Origin of the sequence: Curtobacterium sp. VKM Ac-1395 (assembly GCF_015350975.1) — a bacterium.
Taxonomy (GTDB): domain Bacteria; phylum Actinomycetota; class Actinomycetes; order Actinomycetales; family Microbacteriaceae; genus Curtobacterium.
In genome coordinates this window covers 120770-143384 of the sequence record NZ_JADKRX010000006.1, presented here as the reverse complement: position 1 = coordinate 143384, position 22615 = coordinate 120770, and the positions used below count along the sequence as shown (strand labels likewise).

General features: G+C 65.7%; 25 protein-coding genes and 1 pseudogene. 8 read left to right on the top strand and 18 right to left on the bottom strand.

The window, feature by feature from the left end:
• Positions 1-34: 34 nt before the first annotated feature.
• The 3 genes from ITJ68_RS16165 to ITJ68_RS16155 form a co-directional block, all read right to left on the bottom strand.
• Positions 35-508, bottom strand: coding sequence for a very short patch repair endonuclease (locus ITJ68_RS16165; protein ID WP_194662718.1), 474 nt, complete (start codon positions 506-508; stop codon positions 35-37).
• Between the two features lie 90 nt (positions 509-598).
• Positions 599-1960, bottom strand: coding sequence for a UvrD-helicase domain-containing protein (locus ITJ68_RS16160; protein ID WP_194662716.1), 1362 nt, complete (start codon positions 1958-1960; stop codon positions 599-601).
• Between the two features lie 283 nt (positions 1961-2243).
• A complete protein-coding gene (locus tag ITJ68_RS16155) occupies positions 2244-2735 on the bottom strand; it encodes a hypothetical protein (protein WP_194662714.1) in 492 nt (163 codons plus the stop codon).
• Positions 2736-3320: 585 nt separating this feature from the next.
• On the opposite strand from ITJ68_RS16155, the gene ITJ68_RS16150 reads away from it, so the two are divergent.
• Positions 3321-4166, top strand: a complete 846-nt coding sequence (locus tag ITJ68_RS16150) for an NADP-dependent oxidoreductase (protein ID WP_194662712.1) — start codon at positions 3321-3323, stop codon at positions 4164-4166.
• A 165-nt stretch (positions 4167-4331) separates the two neighbouring features.
• Here ITJ68_RS16150 and ITJ68_RS16145 read toward each other — a convergent pair whose 3' ends face one another.
• A complete protein-coding gene (locus tag ITJ68_RS16145) occupies positions 4332-5345 on the bottom strand; it encodes a hypothetical protein (RefSeq protein WP_194662710.1) in 1014 nt (337 codons plus the stop codon).
• 428 nt (positions 5346-5773) lie between these two features.
• Between ITJ68_RS16145 and ITJ68_RS19180 the strand changes: the two genes are divergently transcribed.
• The gene (locus tag ITJ68_RS19180) at positions 5774-6934 is read left to right on the top strand and encodes a hypothetical protein (protein ID WP_228505852.1); all 1161 of its coding nucleotides are present in this window, start codon (positions 5774-5776) and stop codon (positions 6932-6934) included.
• Entirely contained in the window at positions 6931-8046 is a 1116-nt protein-coding gene (locus ITJ68_RS16135) for a hypothetical protein (RefSeq protein WP_194662708.1), read from the top strand. The genes ITJ68_RS19180 and ITJ68_RS16135 overlap by 4 nt, the downstream gene beginning before the upstream one ends.
• An 82-nt stretch (positions 8047-8128) precedes the next feature.
• Here the strand turns inward: ITJ68_RS16135 and ITJ68_RS16130 are convergent, their stop codons facing one another.
• On the bottom strand, positions 8129-9289 hold the full coding sequence (locus ITJ68_RS16130) for a DNA cytosine methyltransferase (RefSeq protein WP_194662706.1): 1161 nt from the start codon (positions 9287-9289) through the stop codon (positions 8129-8131).
• A gap of 149 nt (positions 9290-9438) precedes the next feature.
• On the opposite strand from ITJ68_RS16130, the gene ITJ68_RS16125 reads away from it, so the two are divergent.
• Positions 9439-10614 (top strand): hypothetical protein, encoded by a 1176-nt coding sequence (locus ITJ68_RS16125; RefSeq protein ID WP_194662705.1) that lies wholly within the window; start codon positions 9439-9441, stop codon positions 10612-10614.
• A gap of 212 nt (positions 10615-10826) precedes the next feature.
• Here ITJ68_RS16125 and ITJ68_RS19385 read toward each other — a convergent pair whose 3' ends face one another.
• From ITJ68_RS19385 to ITJ68_RS16105, 4 genes and pseudogenes are all read right to left on the bottom strand, one after another.
• Positions 10827-11069: a phospho-sugar glycosidase domain-containing protein gene (locus ITJ68_RS19385; RefSeq protein ID WP_194662704.1), complete on the bottom strand. Its 243-nt coding sequence runs from the start codon at positions 11067-11069 to the stop codon at positions 10827-10829.
• A gap of 130 nt (positions 11070-11199) precedes the next feature.
• Positions 11200-11457, bottom strand: a pseudogene (locus ITJ68_RS19725) (MupG family TIM beta-alpha barrel fold protein); the annotation flags it as partial.
• A 42-nt stretch (positions 11458-11499) separates the two neighbouring features.
• On the bottom strand, positions 11500-13020 hold the full coding sequence (locus ITJ68_RS16110; protein ID WP_228505848.1) for a PTS transporter subunit EIIC: 1521 nt from the start codon (positions 13018-13020) through the stop codon (positions 11500-11502).
• 46 nt (positions 13021-13066) lie between these two features.
• Positions 13067-13660: an N-acetylmuramic acid 6-phosphate etherase gene (locus tag ITJ68_RS16105; RefSeq protein WP_228505846.1), complete on the bottom strand. Its 594-nt coding sequence runs from the start codon at positions 13658-13660 to the stop codon at positions 13067-13069.
• Between the two features lie 79 nt (positions 13661-13739).
• Between ITJ68_RS16105 and ITJ68_RS19380 the strand changes: the two genes are divergently transcribed.
• On the top strand, positions 13740-13961 hold the full coding sequence (locus ITJ68_RS19380) for a DUF1653 domain-containing protein (protein ID WP_323743349.1): 222 nt from the start codon (positions 13740-13742) through the stop codon (positions 13959-13961).
• Positions 13962-13994: 33 nt separating this feature from the next.
• On the opposite strand, the gene ITJ68_RS16095 is transcribed toward ITJ68_RS19380, so the two are convergent.
• The gene (locus ITJ68_RS16095; protein WP_194662703.1) at positions 13995-14633 is read right to left on the bottom strand and encodes an NUDIX hydrolase; all 639 of its coding nucleotides are present in this window, start codon (positions 14631-14633) and stop codon (positions 13995-13997) included.
• 92 nt (positions 14634-14725) lie between these two features.
• On the opposite strand from ITJ68_RS16095, the gene ITJ68_RS16090 reads away from it, so the two are divergent.
• Positions 14726-15667 carry an ADP-ribosylglycohydrolase family protein gene (locus tag ITJ68_RS16090; protein ID WP_194662702.1) on the top strand — a complete coding sequence of 314 codons (942 nt, stop codon included), beginning with the start codon at positions 14726-14728 and terminating at the stop codon, positions 15665-15667.
• 70 nt (positions 15668-15737) lie between these two features.
• On the opposite strand, the gene ITJ68_RS16085 is transcribed toward ITJ68_RS16090, so the two are convergent.
• The 8 genes from ITJ68_RS16085 to ITJ68_RS16050 form a co-directional block, all read right to left on the bottom strand.
• Positions 15738-16193, bottom strand: a complete 456-nt coding sequence (locus ITJ68_RS16085) for a hypothetical protein (RefSeq protein ID WP_194662701.1) — start codon at positions 16191-16193, stop codon at positions 15738-15740.
• A 69-nt stretch (positions 16194-16262) separates the two neighbouring features.
• Complete coding sequence (locus ITJ68_RS16080) at positions 16263-16811, bottom strand: hypothetical protein (protein ID WP_194662700.1); 549 nt, start codon at positions 16809-16811, stop codon at positions 16263-16265.
• A 31-nt stretch (positions 16812-16842) separates the two neighbouring features.
• A complete protein-coding gene (locus ITJ68_RS16075; RefSeq protein ID WP_194662699.1) occupies positions 16843-17352 on the bottom strand; it encodes a hypothetical protein in 510 nt (169 codons plus the stop codon).
• Positions 17353-17414: 62 nt separating this feature from the next.
• Positions 17415-17801, bottom strand: a complete 387-nt coding sequence (locus ITJ68_RS16070; protein ID WP_194662697.1) for a hypothetical protein — start codon at positions 17799-17801, stop codon at positions 17415-17417.
• Positions 17802-17997: 196 nt separating this feature from the next.
• Positions 17998-18354, bottom strand: coding sequence for a hypothetical protein (locus ITJ68_RS16065; RefSeq protein WP_194662695.1), 357 nt, complete (start codon positions 18352-18354; stop codon positions 17998-18000).
• A 429-nt stretch (positions 18355-18783) separates the two neighbouring features.
• Entirely contained in the window at positions 18784-19182 is a 399-nt protein-coding gene (locus ITJ68_RS16060; protein WP_194662694.1) for a hypothetical protein, read from the bottom strand.
• Between the two features lie 94 nt (positions 19183-19276).
• On the bottom strand, positions 19277-21052 hold the full coding sequence (locus ITJ68_RS16055; protein ID WP_194662693.1) for an alpha/beta hydrolase: 1776 nt from the start codon (positions 21050-21052) through the stop codon (positions 19277-19279).
• Entirely contained in the window at positions 21049-21330 is a 282-nt protein-coding gene (locus ITJ68_RS16050) for a hypothetical protein (RefSeq protein ID WP_194662689.1), read from the bottom strand. The genes ITJ68_RS16055 and ITJ68_RS16050 overlap by 4 nt, the downstream gene beginning before the upstream one ends.
• 309 nt (positions 21331-21639) lie before the next feature.
• Here ITJ68_RS16050 and ITJ68_RS16045 point away from each other — a divergent pair, with 309 nt between their 5' ends.
• Both ITJ68_RS16045 and ITJ68_RS16040 read left to right on the top strand, forming a co-directional pair.
• Positions 21640-22056: a hypothetical protein gene (locus ITJ68_RS16045; RefSeq protein WP_194662688.1), complete on the top strand. Its 417-nt coding sequence runs from the start codon at positions 21640-21642 to the stop codon at positions 22054-22056.
• A 206-nt stretch (positions 22057-22262) separates the two neighbouring features.
• Positions 22263-22592: a hypothetical protein gene (locus tag ITJ68_RS16040; RefSeq protein WP_194662687.1), complete on the top strand. Its 330-nt coding sequence runs from the start codon at positions 22263-22265 to the stop codon at positions 22590-22592.
• Positions 22593-22615: the final 23 nt, after the last annotated feature.

Here is a 22615-nt window from a genome sequence, read left to right as displayed (position 1 = left end):
ACACGTCGGCGTCACGCCGGCGTCGTCGTGCGGTTCAGCGGACTGGTCGGCGTGCTTGAGGCTCGTCGACCATCGACCATCGACCATCGACGATCTGAGCCCAGAGCGCGAGTTCACGCTCCACGCGGTCAGCGGCCTGAACAGGATCCTCGTGCTCCCAAACGCGGACGACCTTCCACCCCTCAGCGCGGAGCACCTCGTCGTGCCGAGCATCCCGCTGCCGGTTCGCCAGGAGCTTCTGCCGCCACAAATCGGCGTTGGCCTTCGGCAGGTGCGCGTGCTCCTCGCAGAAGTGCCAGAAGCAGCCGTCGACGAAGACTGCTACCCGGGCACGAGAGAAGACGAGGTCAGCCCGCGTCCGAGTGCGTGAGCTGACGAGCCGGTTGACGAAGAACCGTCGGCCCCGTGCGTGCAGGACCCGGCGCAGTGCGAGCTCCGGTGCAGTGTCGCGCCGCCGGAGCCGAGCCATGTGCTTCCGCCGGGCGTCGTCCGCTTCCCACTGCTGCATCCCGTGACGCTAGCCCGACGGGTGCGCGTGCAGAATGGGTCGCCGACGACCGGTGGAGAGTCAGTGCCTCGCCGAGGCGCGCAGACCCGCTCACGCGCGGCCGAGCGCACCGACCCAGAGACCGTCACGCGCTCGGGTCATCCCGACGTACAGCTCGCGGCGGTCGAGCTCGCGGCGCTCGCGGACGGCGACCGACTCGGTGTCCGGAGCGTCACCGAGCAGCTTCGCCGGTACGTGCGGCAGCAGGACCTGCTTGAACTCGAGGCCCTTCGCCCGCTTGATCGTCCCGACCCGCACCCTGTCGGAGCTCTTACCCGCGTAGTGCTTCAGCGAGACGGACGGCACTCCGGCTGCATCGAGGACCGCCGTGACCTTGTCGGCCTGCGGGTTCGTCGCGGTGAGGATGCCGACGTCACCGCGGCCGGTCCCCACCAAGCGCAGGACCTCGTCGACGCGGGCGAGCAGCGCAGCATCGTGCGCCGCGCGGTCCGCGAAGCGGTGGACCCCGGGCGCAGGGCCAGAGCGGGTGACCGCGGAGACCGTGTCCCCGGCGCCGTCGACGCCCTCGATGTCGACGAACTGGTCGTCCGCCACCATCTTCTTCGCGAAGTCGAGGATCTCGGCGGTGTTGCGGTGGTTCACGTCGAGGACGACACCACGCCCGGCAAGACTGATGCCGACCTCGCCGAGGGTGTAGCCGCCCGGGTAGATGGTCTGCTGGCCATCGCCGATGAGCGTCAGGCCGTCCGGGCGGTCCTCGACCAGGGCGTGCAGCAGCGAGACCATCGCGCACGACAGGTCCTGCGCCTCGTCCACGATGACGGCGTCGTACCGGTCGAGCGGTTGGTCGCGGACGGCGTCCCTGGCGAGCAGGACCACGTCCTCGAAGTCGCAGACGCGCCGCTCGCGCAGATTGGTCGAGTAGGTCTCGTACAGGTCCCACACCGCCTGCCGGACCTCGACCGGCAGCGCGTGCCGCCGCCCGACGCGCGCCAGGTCGGCGTACTCGTCGAAGTGCGTCAGCCCGCGCCCCTTGATGACGTGAGCGATCTCCTCCTCCCAGTACCGGCGCGTGAAGCGCGGAGCGCGCAGCGGACTGGAGGCTCCGATCACGTTCCAGGCGTCGGCGAAGGCGCGCTGAGCCTCCAGTCCGTCGATGCGGAACGGGACCCCGCGCTCCTTGAGGAGCTGGCTGGCGAAGGCGTGCACGTTGACGAAGTCGACGCGGCCGACCATGTCGGGCGCGAGGCGTTCGAGGAGGGACTGCAGGACCGCCGGGAGGGTGCGGATGTAGGTGGTGAAGAGGACGCGACCGCCGGTCGCGCGCGCCAGGTAGGCGGCGCGGTGCAGGCCGACGACGGTCTTGCCGGTGCCGGCGGCGCCGCGGATGCGTGCCGGGCCGTTGAAGTTGCGACGGACGAGTTTGGCCTGGGTGGGGTCGAGGAAGGCCATCCAGTCCTGGACGGGGCGCCGAGGACGCCGTTGAGAAGCCGCTCTCTGAGTTCGTCGTCGAAGGAGTCAATCGTCGGGGCCGGTTCGCGGTGATCCGCGTTGAGGAGACGACATTCTGCGGCGGCATCGTCGCGCCGTCGCGGAGCACGGGGACCTGATGCAGCATTGCGGCGAGGTCGAATCAACTCTGTACGGACAACGCGACGTGCTAATGAACAAGCTCCGGCGACGGCGCCTACGCCCTGAGGTGAATTCGTTCGCTCGACGAAAACCCGCAGTCGCTTCACGCACTCTTGTCGCCTTGGTCGATGCCAAATTTCCCACCGGTTACAGCAACGACGATACTCCCGACCACCATCAGAGAACCGACGGCGACCTTCCCGAACATGGCGACCTTGGCTCGGTGGTTTTGTGCTTGCAGATCTGCTTGCTCCCGCACTGTTCTACCGATCTCAGAGGTGACTCGAAGCTTCTCGTCGAGCGTGAGCGAGGAATCATCGAGCAGAGTTCGGAGGGCAGCTCTCCATTCCTCGAACGCCTCGTGCACCTGATTTTCGTTGTGGCCCATCGACCGGAGCGTCTCTCGATGCGCGTCAGAGACTTTCTCGAGAGCCCCCGCAGCGAGCTTCTGGAACTCAGGTAGCTGTGCAATCAATTTCATCTGTACCTCGGTACTGAGGTGCTCGACCTGAATGGCAAACTTTGAGAAGTTGCTGCTGGCGAGTTGCCGGAGTCTCTCTGCTTTTCGCGTGGTGAGTTCGTCGTCCTCGCTCATCTCAGTCCTTCGTCTCGTCTCGCATCTTGATCGTCTGAACGAGCGATCGGGGGGGGGGGGCAACGTCACGAACAGTTTTTACTGTATGGGCTGCTGTGGGGGAGCGCATCCAACCCTGTGAAGGATGCGTCATGGCGCAGACCCACAGCTGGTCAGCACGATTGGACGGGTCACGGAGGTCAATCGATGCCATCGTTGCGCTGCCGACCCCGCGCTGTTTCGTCAGGTCCACTATGTCTTCCTGCTGCGGCTGCCGAGGGTCAGCCGGTAGAGCACGAGCGTCCCGCAGCCGGTCGTACCGGGCACGATCCCGGCTCAGCGGGCCCTCCATCACCAGACGCTGGGTGCTGACCACTCCGGGGAGACCACCACGGTGCAAAATGCCCGTACCCGGCCGCCGCAGCCGACTGGGTCGCGTCCTCGAACCGTGCACGCCACGGGTTCGGATCGTCTGAGACAACGAAGGCCCCGTGCGCCGCCGCGACGTTCTGGCGGACCGCGTGGCCGCCAAGACGGTTCACGCGGCCTGATCGCTGCTCGAAGTCGAGACCCTCGTCGCCGAAGCCGCACGCCGGTAGGGGATCCGTGCGGATCCGGGTGCAGGCATTCGCCGTAAACCCGACCGACACGGGGGTGCGTGCCGGGCAGCGGGACAGCTCGCAGGCCTCGCCGCCGTACGTGCCGGGAATGGACGCTGCCGGGGTCATCGACGAGGTCGGGCCCGACGTCACCGGGTGGGACGTCGGCGACGAGATCAAGGCGATCGCGCTGCCGCTCAGCACGCACGGCGGGGCGTACGTGCAGGAGTTCGTGGCGCCGGTGGGATCGTTCACGCGGATTCCTCGTAGGACGTCGGTCGAGGCTGCGTCGACGGTGCCGATGAACGGGCTGACCGCGTTGCAGATCCTGTCTCGTGCGGCGCTGGCTCCCAGGCAGACGCTCGCCGTGACCGGGGCTGCGCGGCTGCTCGGGAACTACGTCGTCCAGCTCGCTCGTACCGCGAACGTGACCGTGATCGCCGATGCTGCGCCTGCCGACGAGGCAGTCGTGCGGGCGCTCGGGCCGGACCACATCGTGCCGCGAGGGGCGGGATTCGCGGACGCCGTCCGTTCGATCCCGCGCGGCGGGGTCGATGCGCTCGCCGATGCCTCCGTGCAGCAGGCCGAGGTCGTCGACGCCGTGAAGGACGGGGGAGTGTTCTTCAGCGTTCGGGGGTGCGAAGGCAACGGGGCTCGGGACATCCGGTTCGACAAGATCATGGTGTCCGAGGAGTACCGGTCGTTCGACAAACTTGAGCAGTTGCGGCACGCGGTGGAGGGCGGGACGGTGACGCCGCGGGTGGCGGAGGTGTTGCCTGCCTCGCGGGCTGCGGAGGCGCATGAGCGGCTCGAGGCGGGCGGGACGCGAGGGCGGTTCGTGTTGAGCTGGTAGGTGCCGCTCAGGACGCTCAGGACGCGGGGCCGAGGGCGAGTCCGCCGCGTTCAATACGCGTCGCCAGGCACCGGCCGACCATCCGACGGAACATGCCCAGCGTCTCGGCAGATCGCTCCGAAAAGCCAGGTGCTGACGGTCGTGTGGGGAGAACCGCGTGGCCAGTCAGGGTCGATGCGCCTCTCGGTGCACCGCGAAGTATTTGTGCGAGGCGGTGCGATCCTCCCACCGCCACACCTTCTTCCCCTGCAGATGTTCGGTCCAATAAGACCTGGCCGTTTCGTCAGTCAACGCAGGAGACCGACGGATCGAGCCCGTGCCGCTAATCCAGATTAGGCCTCGCTCGAAGAACTCGTCGCAGCCGAAACGGCAGGCTGCCATCGCGATCGCGGGTAGGTCAGTCTTCTCCTCGAAGGAACACCAAGAGCGCTTCTTGATGTGCGCAGCTACGAGGAAAACCGATGCCATTTCCCGGGAGCAAAGGTCGCATCGGCCTTGTCGCCCAGGGAGGATGAGATCGCGAAGGTACGACTGTTCCAGTCGTCGTGCGCTCGAAGCTGCGGCGTCCACAACGTCGAACGTTCGAACTACCTCATCGAAGTCGATCGACGGATGAGTCCTAAGGAGGGCTCGCTGATCGACGTTGAGCAGTGCAGCGACACGCTCGCTGATCGGCGCTCCGTACACGTTGAACTCCCTCGTGCCGAGGGCGCCATTAACTCCTGCGGCTGTGGCCATTTCAGAATAGGAGATCCGTACCGGCGTCGGCCGGGTGAAACTGAACATGAGTTGCCAAGGAACGAGGTGAGCGCCACTTCGCTTCCTCGGCCAGAGCACATCGGCGAGGCTTTCGCTTGCCCATTTGTGAGTGACGGTGGCGGCGAGGAAGGCCCGGTTGTTCGCTAGAAAGAGCACGAGGTCGCCGGGCAACATGCGATCCCACTTGCCCTGCATCTGCCCTTTAGCGCCAGTCGTCGTGCCCCACATCGGGACGCTACCGGACGGATGTTCGCGATCGAGTACTCCTCGATCCTGATCTGACAGGTGCTCGGACCACACGTGACGCGGGACCGGCGTAAGCACGGTCTTCTGTAGGTTGACCTTTGCAGCATCGCCTGCTGGTTGCATCACGAGGTGTCGTGGAACTGCTGACTGATAATCAAGGAGTGCGGCTGCCATGCATACAGAATGTCCTAATCATGTCAGATGCGCAGAGGGGCACTCCGTGTGGGCGCTGGCCTCTCTGAGCGGCGAAAGTGCGGGGGAAGTAGACCGGGAGCATGCACGTCATCCGGGGTCGAAGTGTTCGGAAGCTCCGAGGTGGCCCTAGCCGTCTACGAGGTTTCGGAGCCGCACGCCGGTGCGGGGCTGGTGCGGATTCGGGCGGGGGCTTCGCTGTCAACCCGACCGAGGCGGCGGTGTCAGCCAGGCGCCCTGACTGGTCGCGGGCGTCGCCGCCGTACGCGTCGGGGATGGACGCCGTGGTCGATGAACACTCCGGACAACGAAAGACGGGGCGAGTCCCTGCTGCTGGCTCGGCTCAGACTAGTTCGCCGCCTCGGCGCAGTGCGCTACTGTGTTTAGCGGACCGATGAGGGAGCCTCGTATTGAACTGGTTATTCGACGACCGCACCAAGTGCTGGTCCGTGCAGACCCTGATGACCGTCGAAGATTATGTGCAGATGATCGATCAGGCTCATCAAGCGCAGGGCGCGATATCGGGTCAACGTGATGTCCTAGCCACGACGACGGCGAGGCGCATTCGGACGAGGATGGTCGAGGATATTCGCGCCGGGGCCGTGCTGCCACCGGTTGTCATTGGACAGGTCGTAGACGTCGATGTATTCGAAAGCTTTCCTGTCCAAAGCTTTGACGAACTCAAATCACTCATGGGCGACGACAAGTTCGGTTCATTATCCATTATTGATGGTATGCAGCGGACTGCGGCAATCATGGACGCCTTGACCGAGGCGGCAGAAATCGGTACTCGCGAGCTTCGGGTCGAGTTCTGGTTGGCGCAAGACGTCCGGGCGTTAATCTACCGTATGCTCGTCCTGAATACCGGCCAAGTGCCGTGGACGATGAGTCGTCAACTTTCGGTGGTCTACGCGTCGCTCCTCGACGAAATCAGGGCGCGAGTTCCTGAGATCGACAAGTTGAACACTCCCGACGCGCCGGGTCGGAGGGTCGGTGGTGCACAGTACTCTAGCGACGCCGTTATCGAACTGTATCTCGCATTTGGTCTCCGAAAGACAGCCGTCGACACTAAAGAAGCTGTCTCGGACGAGTTCTCGCGTCTAGATGTTGTGGATAATCTAAGCGACGAGCAGTTCCAGAATCAGTTCTACGAGACCCTTAACCTCCTTGCCCGTCTCGACAAAGAGTTCTCAAGGTTCGATGGTGGCGACTCGACTCGATTCAGCAAGGGTCGGAATATCTTCGACGGACAGCCTGCTCGAATTGGATTTATTGTCGCTCTCGGCATGAAAATACTGGGCCGTCCCGGGAGTGACCGGTCAGCGGGCGAGCGGTCGGAGCGAATGCAGCAAGTTGGTGAGTCCGTCGGGATCCTGGTGGACCGACTGTCTAATATGACGGACGATGAACTCGGTGACTACCTGCGCCTTGACGTGCTCCGCGAGGTCCTTGATCGACGCGTAGGGCAGGTCGGACGCTACGAACGTTCCGTCTTCTCCGAGGCATTCAAAGTGCTCGTCGATGAGGATTTCACTTTGGTCAACTTGGAGCCTTGCTGGCGGGCGGCTTGAGCCGCTCGGTCAACTCCACAAATGCGCGTCTGTTCGCGGCGCTCGACGATTATTGTATGTCCGGACGGGCGGTGGTTGAAGGTCGCGATCGGACGAGGCGGATATGGCTTTCTCGGTACGACTACCTCGTTGTTGAGAACGCCGTGAAGGTCAAGGCGTACCATTTTGGTAGGTATCGCTCCGTTTCGTACTGGGAGTTGAAAGATACAGCTTACGTTGCAACTATCGGCTTTGACTCCGATCTGCAACTGGCCGACTCTGGCCCAATCGACTTGACCTCGGCGATGTTCCTGCTTCTTGCTGCCGAGATGGGGCCCCGACCCCGCGAAAGCGCTACTTACGTGGCGAATCTGATCGGCGCGGATCGCAGTGGCAATTCGCCAGTCGACAAAGACGGGCTTGCGTTATCGGAGCTTTTCCCTCGCTTCCAATGCGTGCAACTTCGGCACAAGATTTCTGAGCCCGACGTTGAGCGGGCCTTTATAAGTGCGTTGTCTGACGAAGCCGAGGTCTCTGGGTCCTGGATGGAAGAGGGCTTGCGGAGAAAGCTAGTTACGCTCGCGCGATCGGTGCCGACTATGATGCCAACCGGTCCGCTCGTCGAGGTGCTGCTAGATCAAGATCCCCGATCGTTATTCATGGTTCTTTACCGATATCTGGAGGGCGTTTACGCCTACAAAGCCAGCTCCGATCTACGTGCGGAACTCAAGGTAGATGCAAGTTGGATTGAACTTGCAAGATCGCTGGCCGGCTCCCTGAAGTGGCGTCCGCGAGAGTTTGAGGCTCTCACCCATGTGTTGAATATGAGCAGCGCCGAGAGCGTGGCGAAGTTGGGGTGGAGCCTTGGGATTGAGGGCGATGCAACGGCTGAGCGCACGGCTCATCCACTCTACGAGATGCGCAATCGACTCGTACATTACAGCTTAGGTGATGCCCGCATTTTGCCGGAGCATTTGAATTGGAATGACCTATGCGCTGCGCTCTGTTCCGTCATCGAGAGCGTTTACAACGTTATTGCATTACAAATGCTCGAATCAGCGGAGGCTAAATTGGCTATTTCGCAGGCAGATGTCGACCAGGCGTCGGGCGGCCGTTGGAACCGGAACGCGTAGAACGTGTCACGCATCCGAGGTCCACGATGATTCGGCGAAGCGTGTTGGTCCGGGCAAGGCCTGCGTGAACTCTTCGTCTCGATCAGGCGAACGCGACGGAGCGGGATGCGGGCTCACGGTCGAGATAGCCGAGTTGCGTCATGAGTGCACGGACGACGGCCTTGCCGAGTTCCAGTGGGACGGCGTTACCGAGTTGACGCTGCACGTCCGCTCGGGTGCCAGCAATCTTAAAGTCGTCGGGGAATGACATGAGACGAAGCATCTCGTTGACGCGGAGCCGGCGAGCACGTTCCTGTCCAGAAGTGGTGCGGACGTTCTCCCAGTGGAACGGCCCGACCCACGGGCCGGGCTGGGCCTGAAGCGTGGTGGAGGGCCGGTTCGGGTCAAGTCGGAGTAGAAAGGTCCAGTAGCGGCTTCGCCACTCGAAATGGTTGCGGCCGCCATATCGCTCGGTGTGCCACAGGTAATTCTGGCCGGGCGGTATTTCTGCGGCAAGCTCGCCGTAGTTGCCGTCGACGATTTCGTCGTTAGATGCCCGCGAAAGGATGGGCAGGCCCTCGAAAGCCTGGGCGGCGGTGACGTGAGGGATCTTCGTGGCGTCCACAGTGCGGGAATGCTCACTCCATCCGGAGTGGGTCGGCTCGGGGAACTCGAACCTCTGCCCGTCGCGGCGGCCGACAACGAACACGCGGCGCCGCAGCTGCGGCACGCCGTAGTCCGCGGCGAGCAGTACCTTCCACTGAGGGTTGTATCCCAGCGCGCCGAGGCCTTTGAGGAGGCGCTCGAATTGTGCCTTGTGTGTCTTGTAGGTGAGTCCCTGGACGTTTTCCAGGATGAAAGCTTCTGGTTGGGTCTCCCGCACGACGCGCACGTACTCGTCGAGGAGAGAGGCGTTGGGGTCGCGGCTCTCGCGCTTCTGCTCCAGCCAGAACCCGGACTTGCTGAACGGGGTGCAGGGTGGTCCGCCGACCACGAGGACGGGCTCTTTAGCGCGTAGGCCCGCCTTGGCGAGAATCTCTTCGGTCGGCACGACGCGGATGTCGCCAGTGAGCGTCTTGGTATCGCGGAAGTTGGCTTTGAGCGTCTGGAGAGCCGGCTCATTGTAGTCGGTTGCGACCGAGACCCGCAGCAGTCCACCGCCGAGGTCAGCGGTGGACAACGGTTCCGCGTCGGCCCGCTCGACGGCGAGGTCGAGGCCTCCTGCTCCGGAGAACAGGCTGACTACCGGGAGCTGCTCGCTCATCTGCTACCTCAATCGTTGATACCCTCGCGGCCCGTCTACCGTGGGCCCGGGGCGTATGACCAGTATCGTCGAAGCGAGTCTGTCCCATGCCTCCGACATGCTTAGCGACAGACGGCCATTCTGTGACGTTCGAGAACGATGGGAGCCCTGTGGAGGACAAGCTGCTCGCAGGTCGCGACTTCGGCGAGGTCTACCGGGTCCATGGGACCGATCTCCGCGACTTCCTCGTGCACGCCGTCGAGGCTTCCGGCGGGCGCGTCCTCTATGCCAGCGGTCCCGGCCGCGCGCCGGTGTACCTCGGGGTGCAACTGGACTCGGACGAGCGAATAGGGATGCTCGTCTACCCGTTCCGGATCACCCGAAACCCGATCAAGAAGCGCCCCAGGGACGAGGTTCGGGGCCAGTTACGGTACGGCTCTGAAGACACTTGGAGGCGCGAGCATCCAGTCGGACGTGATATCGCCGGCGTGGACGTGACGACGATCATCGGCATCGACCCGGTTGACGGGGTGCTGCTCGGGTTGGACGTCAACTTGTGGGACCCGCTGCCGATGGGCATCTCTTTCTATGCCAAGGACGCCGAGTTGCAGCAAGCCAAGGACTCAGGTTGGCATGTCTGGGAGAAGGTCAATCGCGGGGGCACGAAGCGCCGTGAGGCGCGCTCGCCGACAAACCTCGAGACCGTTGTCGCTTTCACCCCCGACCGGTTCATCGACTACGCCCGGCTGGAGCGGCGCGCCACCTCGTTGCGCTTGGACCCCCCTTTGCGTTTTGCCGCCGCAACCGCGATTGCCAACCGTGTTCTGCCGGATGAGCCTCAGCACAGGCATGTCCTTGAAGAGCAGTTCGCACTGACCAGCGAGCAAATCCTCGATATCATCGGCGGCCGCAATCGGCTCTCGGTCGCTGTGCGTGGTGGGGTGGCCGAGTACCACCTGGAGCGGCAACTCACCGGCGCTCCCGGCATTGCCTCGGTGCGGCGGCTCGACGTGGACGCGATGCACGACTTTGACGTCACCCTTGATGACGGGACTCTCCTGCGGGTTGAGTGCAAGAACGCCAGCCCGAAGTCCTCGGCCAGCGGTGCGTACAAGGTCGAAACGCAGAAGACACGCGCCTCCAAGGGCAATGCTGCTTCGCGATTTTACCCAGTGGACGGATTCGATGTCGTTGCCGCCTGTCTGTTTTCGCCGACCGGGCGGTGGGACTTCCGTTTCGGCCGCACCGCGGACATGGCCCGGCATAAGGACTTCGCCGACCGGCTCGCACCGATCCAGATCATCACCGAAGAATGGGGCGACACCCTTTCCTCGTTCAGGGCGTGACGGTCGCGCCTCCGGCTCGCGTCCACCCCATGGCCCGCTGCGCCACAGATACCGGCGCTTCGTACTTGGGAAACGAGACACACGCCAGCCCGCCTCTTAGGCAGTGCGGTCGGTTCGGCACCTCGGCACCTCTGGCGAGATTGCGCTCGCGACCGATCTTGTTAGCTTCAAGGATGGCCAAGGGCCGCGCGTCACCAGCTGTGAACGTCCGGTCAGTCGAGACGTATCGCGAAGGAGTGCCGTCTACGGAACCTACCGAGTTCGTCGGGAATCGAGCTGAGGACGGCGACGCGGTTGTCGACGGGCAGGTCGCGCATCGTGACCGAGACCTCCTCCGAGTACCTCCCCGCCGACGTCAAATGCACGGTGACCGATCCCGTAGGCCTCGGCTGCCCACCGACCTCGGGCAGCGGCAACCCGTCGAACCGCTCCCGCGAGTGCTCCAGCCGGATCATCGCCTCGGCAGCATCGGGTCGGTTTCGGTCCGGACCACCAGCGCCTCGATGACCGCCGGGCGCACGCCGGGGGCGGCGGTGCCGTCGAGCACGCCCAGGTCCTCGCGGACCACGACCCGAGTCGCGACCACGAGTGATCGGTGGGCACCGGGTCCTCGACGTACACATCGTCCACGCCGGCGTCCACAAGCGACAGCGCCTGTAACAACGGCGGCGAGTTCCGGTGCTCCTCGACGGTCGGTAGCCCCTCGCCGAGCGGCCCTCGGCGGACCGAGTCGCCCGCGATGAACGCACCCACACGCCAGCCGAACTGCCGGGCGACTGAGACCGACGCCGCCACCGAGGACAACGCCAGCCCGGTCCACTCCCGCGGGTCGAAGTTGTGGATCAGCTCGACGTTGAGATCAGCGAACGGCGTCAGCTCGTCGGCCTAGAGGGTGCTCGCGTTCAGGGCGATCGGGAGCACCGAGGCGATCTGCCGGATCGCCGATGCCGAGAACCTGAAGTCGATCGGCGCCCGAGCCACTTTGATCGACCGCAGGAAGTTCCACGGCGAGCGGGGCAGCGGGAGCGACGGGGTCGCCGGACGGCGCAGACGACCGTGCCTCCAGATCAGCCCGCACCGACGCGGAGACCCCGAACAGCAGCGTCGCCATGAACCCGACGACGTACGCCACGATGAGCCCGACCCGTGCCCGAGCAACGCCCACCCGTACCCGGACGAGCCGTTCAGCAGCGGGATGAGCGACAGGTCCGAGGCCCCGATGGCGATCGCCCCGACGGAGTGCCCGAGCTGGTCGAACAGCCCAACGACGCCACCGCCGAACGCCCCTCCGATGCACGCGGTGATGAAGGGCCGCCCGAGGGGGAGCGGCACACCGTAGATCAGGGGCTCGCCGACACCAAGGAAGCCGGCCGGCAGCGCTCCGCGGATGGTCCGCACCAACGAGGCGTTCGACCGGAACCGGACCCACAGCGCGATGCACGCACCGATCTGCCCGGCACCACCCATCGCCAGCACGGGCAGCACCACGATCCACCCGGTCTGGTCGATCAGGGTGGTGTGGATCGGGATGATTCCCTGGTGCATGCCGGTCATGACGAGTGGCAGGAACAGGCCTCCGAGCACGAAGCCGGCGACGGACATGAGCACGCCGAGGGTGATCGAACCGGCGACGAGCACGGTGACGGTCGGCACCACGATGAGCGCGATGACGTCCGGCGTGACCCGGCGCATGAAGCGCTCGACGTAGGCGGTGAGGATGCCATTGGCCAGTGCACCGAGCACACCGCCCTGCCCGGGGGCCAGGGTCTCACCGAACACGGTGACGTTCGCGACACCGGCCGCGACGATGATGCCGCCGACCGCACCGCCGAGGATGGGCGTGCCGCCGAACTCCTTCGCGGCGTTCATCCCGACGAACACGGCGAGCAGCGACAAGAAGCCGGACGAGAGCACCCCGAGGAACGGCGTCAACGCAGGCAACCACCTCAGGTTCGTCAGGACGCCGTTGATCCCGGCGATCAGCCCGCAGGCGATCAGCGCGGGTATGAGCGGGATGAAGATCGCGGAGATATTCCGGGTCGCGCGCATGGTGCGACCGTCGGAACGCGACCGCGCGGTCGCCTTGATGGACGCACCGCGAGCAGCGAGCTCCTCAGGCGACGCACCAGGCCCACCAGCCGCAGCCGACGGGGCGGCCGCGCGCAGGGCCTCCAGACCGTCGGCCACGCGGTCGACGAGACCCGGGCCCAGCACGATCTGCAGGTTCGAGCCGGCCGCGATGGCGGCCATGACGCCGTCGGTGGCCTTGAGGTGCTCGAGCGCGACGGAGGAGTCGGACACGACCTCGACCCGCAGGCGGGTCATGCAGTTCTCGGCGTCGGCGATGTTCGCGGAACCGCCGACGGCGTCGAGGATCTGCTGGGCGAGTTGCTGTGCATCGGGCATTGCTGTGCTCCTCGGGGGAAAGGAAACGGAAAAGGGGGAACGACGTCTAGAGCACGGCGCGCAACGAGCCGGCAGCAGCATCGAGGCGAGCACGCACGTCGGCAGCCGAGGCGCCGGTCAGGATCACGGCGATGGCGGTCTTCACCTCGCCGTCCGAGGCATCGAGCGCTGCCTGGACCTCGGCGGGGGGAGCGCCGGTGACGTCCTGCACAAGCGAGAACGCCCGCGCGACGAGCTTCGCGTTCGTCGCCCGCACGTCGACCATGCGGTTGCCGTACGTCTTGTGACTGCGCACCATCGCGAGCGTGGTGAGCATGTTGAGGACGAGCTTCTGCGCGGTGCCCGCCTTCAGGCGGGTCAACCCGGCGATGAACTCGGGGCCGACGACGACGTCGATGGCGATGTCGGCCTCCCGCCCCGCGGCCGAGTCGGGGTTGCACGCGACGGATACCGACAGGGCGGAGCGGCGCCGGGCCTCCAGGATGGCTGCGATGACGTAGGGCGTCCTGCCGGACGCGCTGATCCCGACGACCACGTCGTCCGCCGTCAGGCCGAGCGCGTCGAGGTCGCGGACGGCGGCCGTGCTTGATGCTCGATTCAGGAGCCAGGTAGCCCGTGACACCGCTGGGCTGGCGGTCATCCGGAGTATGACGTCGAGCGGGTTCTCGCGGAGGTCGAGTGAGCCCGCGCGACGACTGCTCGGCCCTAGCATCGGACCCGTGAACAACGACGTGACGCCGGGACGCTACCGACACTTCAAGGGCGGCGAGTACGAGGTACTGCTCGTGGCACGGGATGTCGAGACCGAGGATCCGGTGGTCGTGTACCAAGCGCTGTACGGGGAACGCGGCCACTGGGTCCGTTCGCTCGAGGACTTCACCGCGCACGTCGTCCGGGACGGGTACGACGGGCCGCGGTTCGTGGCGATGGACGGGCGCTGAGAGCGCTCGAGTCCCACCACCGCCGTGGGACCGCTACCGTCTGTACAACGCCGCCGGCTTCCCCGGCCCCGCTGCCCGCTTCTCGGCGGTAGCCGTCAACATCGGCAGCATCGCCCGCCGGAACGAGTCCGGCAGCAGCCGCTCCCCGAGCACCGCCTCGTGCAACCCTCGCAACGCCGACATCGTGAAGGGCGCGGGCAGCAGCCCGTGCGGATCCGGAGCGCCGCGGTGGTCAGCGCGGAGCTGCGCCACCGCGAACTCGAGGATGTCGTCGTGCCCATGCACCATCCCGGTCGCCTCGCTGACGGGCGTGACCCGCGCCTCCATCGCGGTCTGCAGAGCAGCAGCCGGCACCACGTCGACGTGTGCCACCGACAGCACCCACCCCCGGTCGTCCCGCGAGGGGTCGTCGAACACGTGGAGCTGCCGCGGCGCGAGCCCGGTCACGCCGGCCTTGTCCCGCAGTGACCGCAGCACGGCATCGGCGAGCCGTTCACCCTCGTGGACGAACGTCCCCGGCAGGCGCCAGTCCCCGGCGACCTGGTCACGGACCTGCACGACGGAGAGCGGCCCACCGATCGGCACGGTCAGGACGGCGGTGTCCACCGCGACCGAGGGCCGCGGGTAGTCCGACAGCCGCTTGCCGCTGCTGTCTCGGAAGGAGTTGGTCATGCGGCGAGTTTACGCGCTCTTGCGCAAACGTAGAACGCCATGCATGATGGGTTTACGCGATCCTGCGTGAACCCGAACCGATCGGAGTGGCCATGACCCTCAACCCGGACATCCTCGATTGTGCGGTGGGCGCCGTCCTCGGATCCGCCGCGGGCGACGCACTCGGCGCCGGCTACGAGTTCCAACCGCCCGTCCCGGAGCCCACCCTGATCCGCATGAAGGGCGGCGGGATGTTCAACTGGGCACCGGGGGAGTGGACCGACGACACGAGCATGGCGGTCCCGATCCTGCGGGCGCTCGCACGCGGCGGGTCCTTCGCCGACGAGGCCGTCCTCGACAGCCTCGTCGCAGCCTGGGCCGACTGGGCACGGACCGCTCCGGACGTCGGCATCCAGACACGGAGCGTTCTGACCGGACTGGAGGCTCGGACCGCGTCCGCCGCGCGGGCTGCGGCCCGTCTCGAACACGACCAGAGCGGTCGTTCCGCTGGCAACGGTTCGCTGATGCGGACGACGCCGCTGGTCCTCGGCTACCTGGACGACGAGGCTGCGCTCGTCACGGCGGCGCGGGCGGTCAGCGACCTGACCCACTTCGAGGCAGACGCCGGTGACGGCTGCGTGCTCTGGTGCGTGGCGATCCGACACGCGATCGTGCACGGGGCGCTCGACGTCCGGCGGGGGCTCGACTCCCTGCCCGAGGACCGCCGCGCGCTGTGGGCCGGCCGGCTCTCCGCGGCCGAGGCCGGCGTGCCCGTCGACTTCACCGCGACGAACGGCTGGGTCGTCTCGGCGCTGCAGGCCGCGTACGCAGCGGTGCTCCGGACGGACTCGCTCGAGGACGCCCTCGTCGCCGCAGTCCGGTCGGGCAACGACACCGACACGGTCGCGGCGATCGCCGGAGGACTGGCGGGGGCCGTCCACGGTGCGTCGGCGCTGCCCACGCAGTGGCGTGAGTTGCTGCACGGGTGGCCGGGGCTCCGCGCGGACGACCTCGTGGCGCTGAGCTCGCAGGCACTGCGGGGTGTTGCGGTCTGAGTCGGCGCGGCGTCGGAAGCTTCGATGGGGGGAGTCTCCGGCGCCGCGGTCTTGGCAGAGGCGCCGCAGGTCAGTCGCCGTCGATGGCGAAGTCATCGACGTTGCCCGTGCCGCAGAACGACTGCACTTCGATGACCATGCGGCTCGTCGTGGCAGAGAACAGGATCACGTCGACGACGTCGTCCTGGGAGCCGACACGGTTCAGGATCTTGCCGTCCGCGCGCTTGACGCTCTGCGTGTTCGTGGCGAGTCCCTTGTCCCGCCAGAGTTGATCGATCCGTTCCATGACGGCTCTCGGCTGGTCGACTCCGTCGGCGATCTGGTCCCACGAGAAGGAGACTCCTTCTGCACCGGACGGCGTGGTGCAGGCATCTGGAGAAGGCCCGTTACTCGTGCTCGTCCACTTGCCGCCGGCAGCAGCCATTGTGTCGCGGACCAGGGACTGCATCTGCTTGGACGCCTTCGTCGCCGTCAGCACGGGCTCGATCGACGCTCGGGTGCACCCCGTGACGGCGAGGACGATCATCAGGATGAGAGCGGCCGTGCCGAAACGGCGGGGAGCCGTGCATGCTCCACTGCTTCTGGTCGAGAACACCTAGCCACCCCTGTCATCAGTGAAGTCGTCGATGTCGCCCATTCCGCAGAGCGACTGCACGTTGATTGACATGCGGCCCGTCGTGGCGTTGAACTGGATCGCGTCGACATCGCGCCCAGCCGAACCGACCCGATGCAAGGTCCTGCCGTCCGCTCGCTTGACGCTCTGCGTCGTCGTCGCGAGTCCCTTGTCTCGCCAGACCCGATCGACGCGCTGCATGACCGCTTGCGGATCGCTCGGCCCATCGGCGTCTTGGTCCCATGAGAACCAGACGCCCTCGCCGCCGTCAGGCGTGGTGCACGCGTGGCCGGCCGGGCCGTCGCTCGCACTCGTCCACTCCCCACCAGCGGCGTTCATCGTGTCTCGGACGAGCGACTGCATCTGCTTCGATGCGTGCTCGGCATCCACCGTCGGCGTGCATGCGCTGACCGTGAGTCCGACCGCCAGGAGGAGGGTGGCCGTCCGGGCGCGGCGCAAGTGCAATGTCACTGGGTCGGGACGTTTCCGGTCGTCGCGGGGTCCGCTGTTGCGGAGGGACTCGGTACGCATGGGATGTCTTCGGTTCCTCGAGGTGATGCGCTCACGACGCCGGGAGGCAGGGTGAGTCAACCGTGACGGTCGTCGTGCGCGGGTTGGCCGTCACCGCGATCGTTGGGCGCCCGTCGTCCTCGGCGGTCGCCTGGTGGAGCGTTCCGTACGCTCCGGCTTTCGCGGAGGTGATCGTCACCGTCCGGGCATCATCTTGCAGCGTCTTCACCACCGAGTCGATGTAGGCTTTCGGGTCCGCTGGGGCAGAGCCCGCCGCGTTCCAGTGCCATTGATGACCGCCGTGTGGGTCGCCGTCGTGGGTGCACTCGGCGTTGGCCGGTTCGGAGTTCGAGTTCGCCGATGACCACGTCGAGCCCGGAACCGAGAAGACCATACGAAGCGAGGCTTCTGCGTCAGACCGGAAGTGCGTGCTGTTCAGCGGTGGCCTTCGGCTGGTGTCGGATGCGCAGCCGGTCGTGCTCACTGCCAGCGACGCAGTGATCATCAATGCGAGCGTCGCGGTCGTTGTTCTCATGGTGAACCGCCGTTGCAAGTTGCTCATGGGTCGGCCTGGAGGTCCTCGTCGGACATCGGAAGTACTGATGCTGGTCGAAGTCGGGAACATCATCCGGAGTCGTCCGCGTCACCGTCCGAGCAAGCAGATGAAACCTGCAACACCGTGTTCACCGCGCTTGCGCTCAGAGCGACCTGCACGCCGCTCGGAGATTCGCCCCCGACGAAGTAAAGGGGCCGCTCGTCGTTGAGTTCGCTGGTGGTCTCGTTCGTCGAGAACCCGGCGGCCTTCAGCGCGGTCACGGCGCGTGCGGAATGCTCCCGTGGATCCTCGGCGGCAGCGCCTTGGATAACCCAGTGGAACTCGACGCCTGCGTCCGGATGCGGTCCGCACTCCACCGAACTCGGCGACGGGGGCGTCGGTACGGCAGATTCGTCGAGACTCCGCAGCTTCGCGATTACCTCGCCGCTTTCCTGTCGCGCTTCAGTGGGTGTCATTCTCTGTTCCTCGAACTGGGTCGTTCCAGACGACTGGGCCGGGGCTGAGCCCGCGCATGCGCTCAGCGAGAGCGGAAGGACAGCGGCGAGTACCGCCGTGGATATCGCGAAACGCCCGAGTGTCATCAAGTCCACCTGGTCCTCGGATGCGATCGTTCCGACTTCGAGAGCGGTGTCAGGACTCTGAACCACGCGCTCATCTGTCTGGGGAGTCCTCCGGGCTCCCCGGAACGCAGATCGTCTCGACGGACGCGATCACGGCTTTCTCGTTGGACGCGACACTCACTGCGGACACGACATCGCCCCGCCCAACCGCTTGGCGCGACGTCCCGTACCGCTCGAGGGTTGTGGTCCGAGTCGTCGTTGAGTAGCCAGCATCGACGAGCGCGGCGGCGACGTGCTTGATGTAGTTCGCGCCGTCCGAGATCTCCGGACCGGTGGATGACCACTGGAACAGCACACCCTTCGTCTCGGAGTCGAGGTAGCAGTCGTTGGCGCTGAACCCGTTGCTGTCGTCATCGGTGTCCCATGTCGCGCCTGCGACTTCCTTCACGAGGCGAAGAGCTTCCTCGCCAACGGCACGAACTTCATTCCGGTCCGAAGCAGACACGGAAGCCGGCATGGGAGGAGTCTCCGTGTTCGCTTGACTACAGCCGCTTGCGCCAAGCGAGAGGAGAGCGGCAAGGCTGGCACCGACGATGACGGTCCGTCGAGGACGCACGAGCGTGGTCATCATTGCTGTCTCAAGGTCGCAGCAGTTGTGATGTGCATCGAGGACGTCCTACGGTCGAAGTGCCATGCTGACGATCACCTGCTTTGTGCCGCAGCGGGTCGTGGGCGGGCACACGAGCGCTGTTCGTCGGCGGACTTTCTCCGCGATCGGACGCGCAACCGGTGGATTCCACTCCGAGCGAGGTCACGAGGACTACCAAGATCGCGCCCACCCCATCCCTCGTCACCCACGTCCTCGGTCTGTTCCTGGTTAGAGCTTCTCCGCATCACCAGCAACACAGACCGAGTCCAACATGATCGTGGACCCCTTGGCGTTCGCCGATGTCGCGACCGTCGGCAAGCTCTCACCGCGAGCCACCGCCTCATACAGCGTCCCGTACTTGCCGTAGTCCGTTTCGCGCAACTGCACCGTGAAGCCGCTCCCGCGCAACTCCTTGCCGACGGCTGCGATGTAGGCCTCGGGGTCCGACGGAGCGCTCCCATTGACAAACCAGTGATACTGAACGCCACCTTGAGCATCGCCATTGAAGGTGCAGACTGTCGGCGCGGGTTTCGCTTGGCGTTCTTCAGAGGACCACTCGCTCCCAGGGACACGAACCACCTGGAGCAGCGCCGCCTCGCCGTCCTGCTTGCTCTTCTGGATGTCCATACCAGAACCTTCCCCGTTCGCACAGCTGGTCAAGATCATCGTCACTGCAACGAGCGCGGCTATGCGCCAGGGCAGCAGCCGCCCGTTCATCGATTCACCATGGGGTCAATGTCGCTTTCGCCGTTTCGTTCAGGGAACTGGTCCCCGAATCGAGGTAACCGTACTTGTCGTTGTCGGGCGAATGCTTCAGTGGATCGTGCACGTTGACGCCTTCGCCCGAAGAACTCGGCCCCGTCTGGATGGGCTCTGCTCCGAAAGCACCGCTGCTCGGATCGGAGCGGCCGCTGAGATAGCGACCGGCGGGAGCGATCGGCTCGTGCCCGGTACCCGCATAGACATGAGCGGCGTGGAGCGCCTCTGCGTTCGGAATCCACTCGGGTATTCCAGCCGACCCGAGTGTCACGAAGCTCTGGACATGGAGGTCGGCCTGCATCGCCAGCGCGATCGAAGCCGTCGTGGTTCCGTAGGAGTGCCCGACGACGTTGAGTGTCGCATGGGGGCCTCGAACCGCGCGGAAGCCATTGAGGTCGGCGACGAGCCGTCGAGCGCCCGCGTCAGCTTTTTCTTCCTGCATGACCTGATCAGGATTCTGCAGCACGTCGAGAGGAGTGTCGTAGTTCACCCATGCGACGACTGCTGTGTCATCCAGGTCCCGAGTGACCCTGAACTGCGCTTCCTTGAGGTTACGCACGCCGCGTTGCAGGACAGTCGAATCCCCGATCGTCGTGCCCATGCCCGGAACGACGTAGCTCACGTTCTCCGCAGAGTCGACGTTGCCGAGTGCAATCGCGCCGAGTGGAGGATGCCCCATCGTGAACGAGAGCACCTGTACGGGCACGTCGTCCCACTTCTCCGTCTCTTGGAGCTGACTCCCACGAGCCGCGCTCGCGAAGTTCTCGAGTTGCTTGTTGAGGACTCGTTCCGCGGCAATCTGCTGCGCGAGGTCATAGGGGCGCTCGCCCCTCGCGACAGCTCGGTCGATCGCATTCTCGAGGTCCGTCAGGCGATCGTCAGATGCCTGCTTCTGTCGTGCCAGCTCCGAGCGGTTCGCCACATCGCGCGCCCAGTACGCCACCCCGTTGAGGTTCCCGACGGCTGCTGGGAACGCCGTGATGAACGCGGCCTGCGCAACCGTGTGCTCTCCCGCCGTCCCCTTGCCGTGCTCTCCGCCGAGCCCGGACCACCACTTGGCGACAGCGTCCGGGTCCTCGAGGCCCGCGAGCCGAGCCGCGATCGTCGTGTTGCCCGCGAACGCGGCGACCTCCTCGGGTCGGAGGCTCGCGAGGAACGTCAAGAACTGCGAGTCGGACATGCCGGAGATCGACGACGTGGAGACGGAGAAGGCACCGATTGTGTCTGAGCTCCGCAGGTTCGACGCCGTCTCGGCGTCAGCGGTCTTCCGGCGAGCGATGAGGTCGTCCCAGGACTGGTCGAGCGCTCGCTTCGAGGCGGTGAGGCTCGCGGCCTCGACAGCGAGACCGCCGAGCTGCACGGCGACGTCGACGGCGTGGGAGTCCTGCAACTTCTGCGTCGAGCGGGAGTTCGTGACGGCGTCGTGCTGATTGCGGGCTTGGGCCGCCTTGATGGTTCGGGCTTCGTCCTGGATCTGCTCGACCCGCGCGGCGTAGGTGGTCAGTACCGTCGCCACCTGATCGACCTGGGTTGCGACCCGCTCCCCGCCGGTGCTGACATCGGCTGCGGCATGCACGAACGGTGCCCGGCTCTTCCCCGTCCATTCGCCAGCACTGACGGCATTGGCCTGACGCTGCACGCGGCTCGCAGACGTCCTGATCTCGCCGGCTCGTCGTTGGAGGGTGGCGGCGATGGCTCGGATGGATGCTGGGTCGCCAGCAGTCGGGTCGGTGGTCATCGCCCAGCCGCATCCGCGGTGTCGGCGTCCCACTTGTCGAACTCGTGAGCGACAGACCTGGCCAGCGCACCGATGTCGCCCGTGTTCGATGCGAGCGCTTCGATCAGCGCAGCGTGGACGTGTGCCGCCGCCTCGAACGCGGACTGTACGTCCGCGGCTCCGAATGCCGCTCCACCCCCGCTGGTGCTCATCTGCAGTGATGCGAGCTCGGCCTTGCTCTGCTCGATCCTGCCGGCAACCCCGTGGATGGCCCCCTTGTCGACGACGACATCCGACACGTTCTTCCTTCCCCCGAAGTGGTACGACCGGCAGCATATCAGTGCTCTCACGTCGTGTGCGCTGCCCTCCGTCGCGCGTGCTCGGTGCATGTGATGCACCAGGTTGCTCGGTGCTACGTTCGTCGCGCCGGATGAGTCTGAGGGGGAGACGTGGCTGTTCTGAACGGAGCCAGTTCTCGGCGGCGCGGTCCGTCGCCCGGGAACCGACGGCGCCCTTCCCTGATGACGGCCGGCGCTGCACTGGTCCTCGTCGCCCTCGCAGCCTGTAGACAAGGCGATCCCATCACACGGCTCACGAAGGAGCCGAGCATGAGCAGGACAGCGGCGAAGGCCGATCTCGACGACCTGTACGCCATGGTGCAGAAGTCGGTCGGCGAGGACGACTGGCAGACCGAACACCGGTGGGTTCCGTGCGGGTCGGACGGCGGACGTGCCGTCCAGTACACGATCGACGGCGCTCGCAAGGGCACGCTTCCGGGGAGCCCAGAAGAGGTGCTCGAGCGCATCGTGCACTCGCTCTCCGATCGAGGCGTCGACGTCCGAGTGCAGCATGACGCGTCCAATGGGCAGTCCGTCATCGGGTACCCGAACGGCTGCAACGGCGGGACTGAAGCCGACGGCTACGGGTTCGACATCGGCGCCGCTGAAGGGCATGCGAGCGTGACGGTCTTCGGTCATTGCGTTGCCGGGGAACTCCCCGAGCGCGGGACTCCGCTCAACCCGTGATGGGTCAGCGAAGCGTCCGACCGGCGGCTGTCGGAGTCATCGTCGGGACGGTGTTGATCACGCTGCTCGGGTGCAGTGAGCGTCCGCTGGTCGGTGAGCAGCACGGCGACCGCTCGGTGGACTGGGAGACGCGGAAGGCGCAGACCACGGCCTTCGTGGACGATGGGACTGGCTTGGTGGATGCAGCGTGGGAGGGGCGTGGTGAGATGTCCATCGAGGAGTGCACCCACCCAGACGAGGACGGGGTGTTCTTCCAGTCGGCGTGGTCTGGCAAGGGACAGGACGACGCCGAGCACCAGGTCAAGAAGCTGCAGCGTCACTGGCAGCAGAAGGGCTACACGGCGAACGTCGGCAAGCTCGGGCAGACCAGCACCGGCGCGGAACTCTGGGAGGTCACGACCTTCGACGCGCCGGGGCTCAAGAGCGCTGGCTACACGGTGTCGGCTATGCACTCGAGCTTCGACGCGGTAGGGCTGTGCGGGTACGGCGTCACCGCCTACGAGCTCTGGGACGAGCAGGACCCGCTCGATCAGTAGCAGCCCAGCGCTGTCGGCAGCCG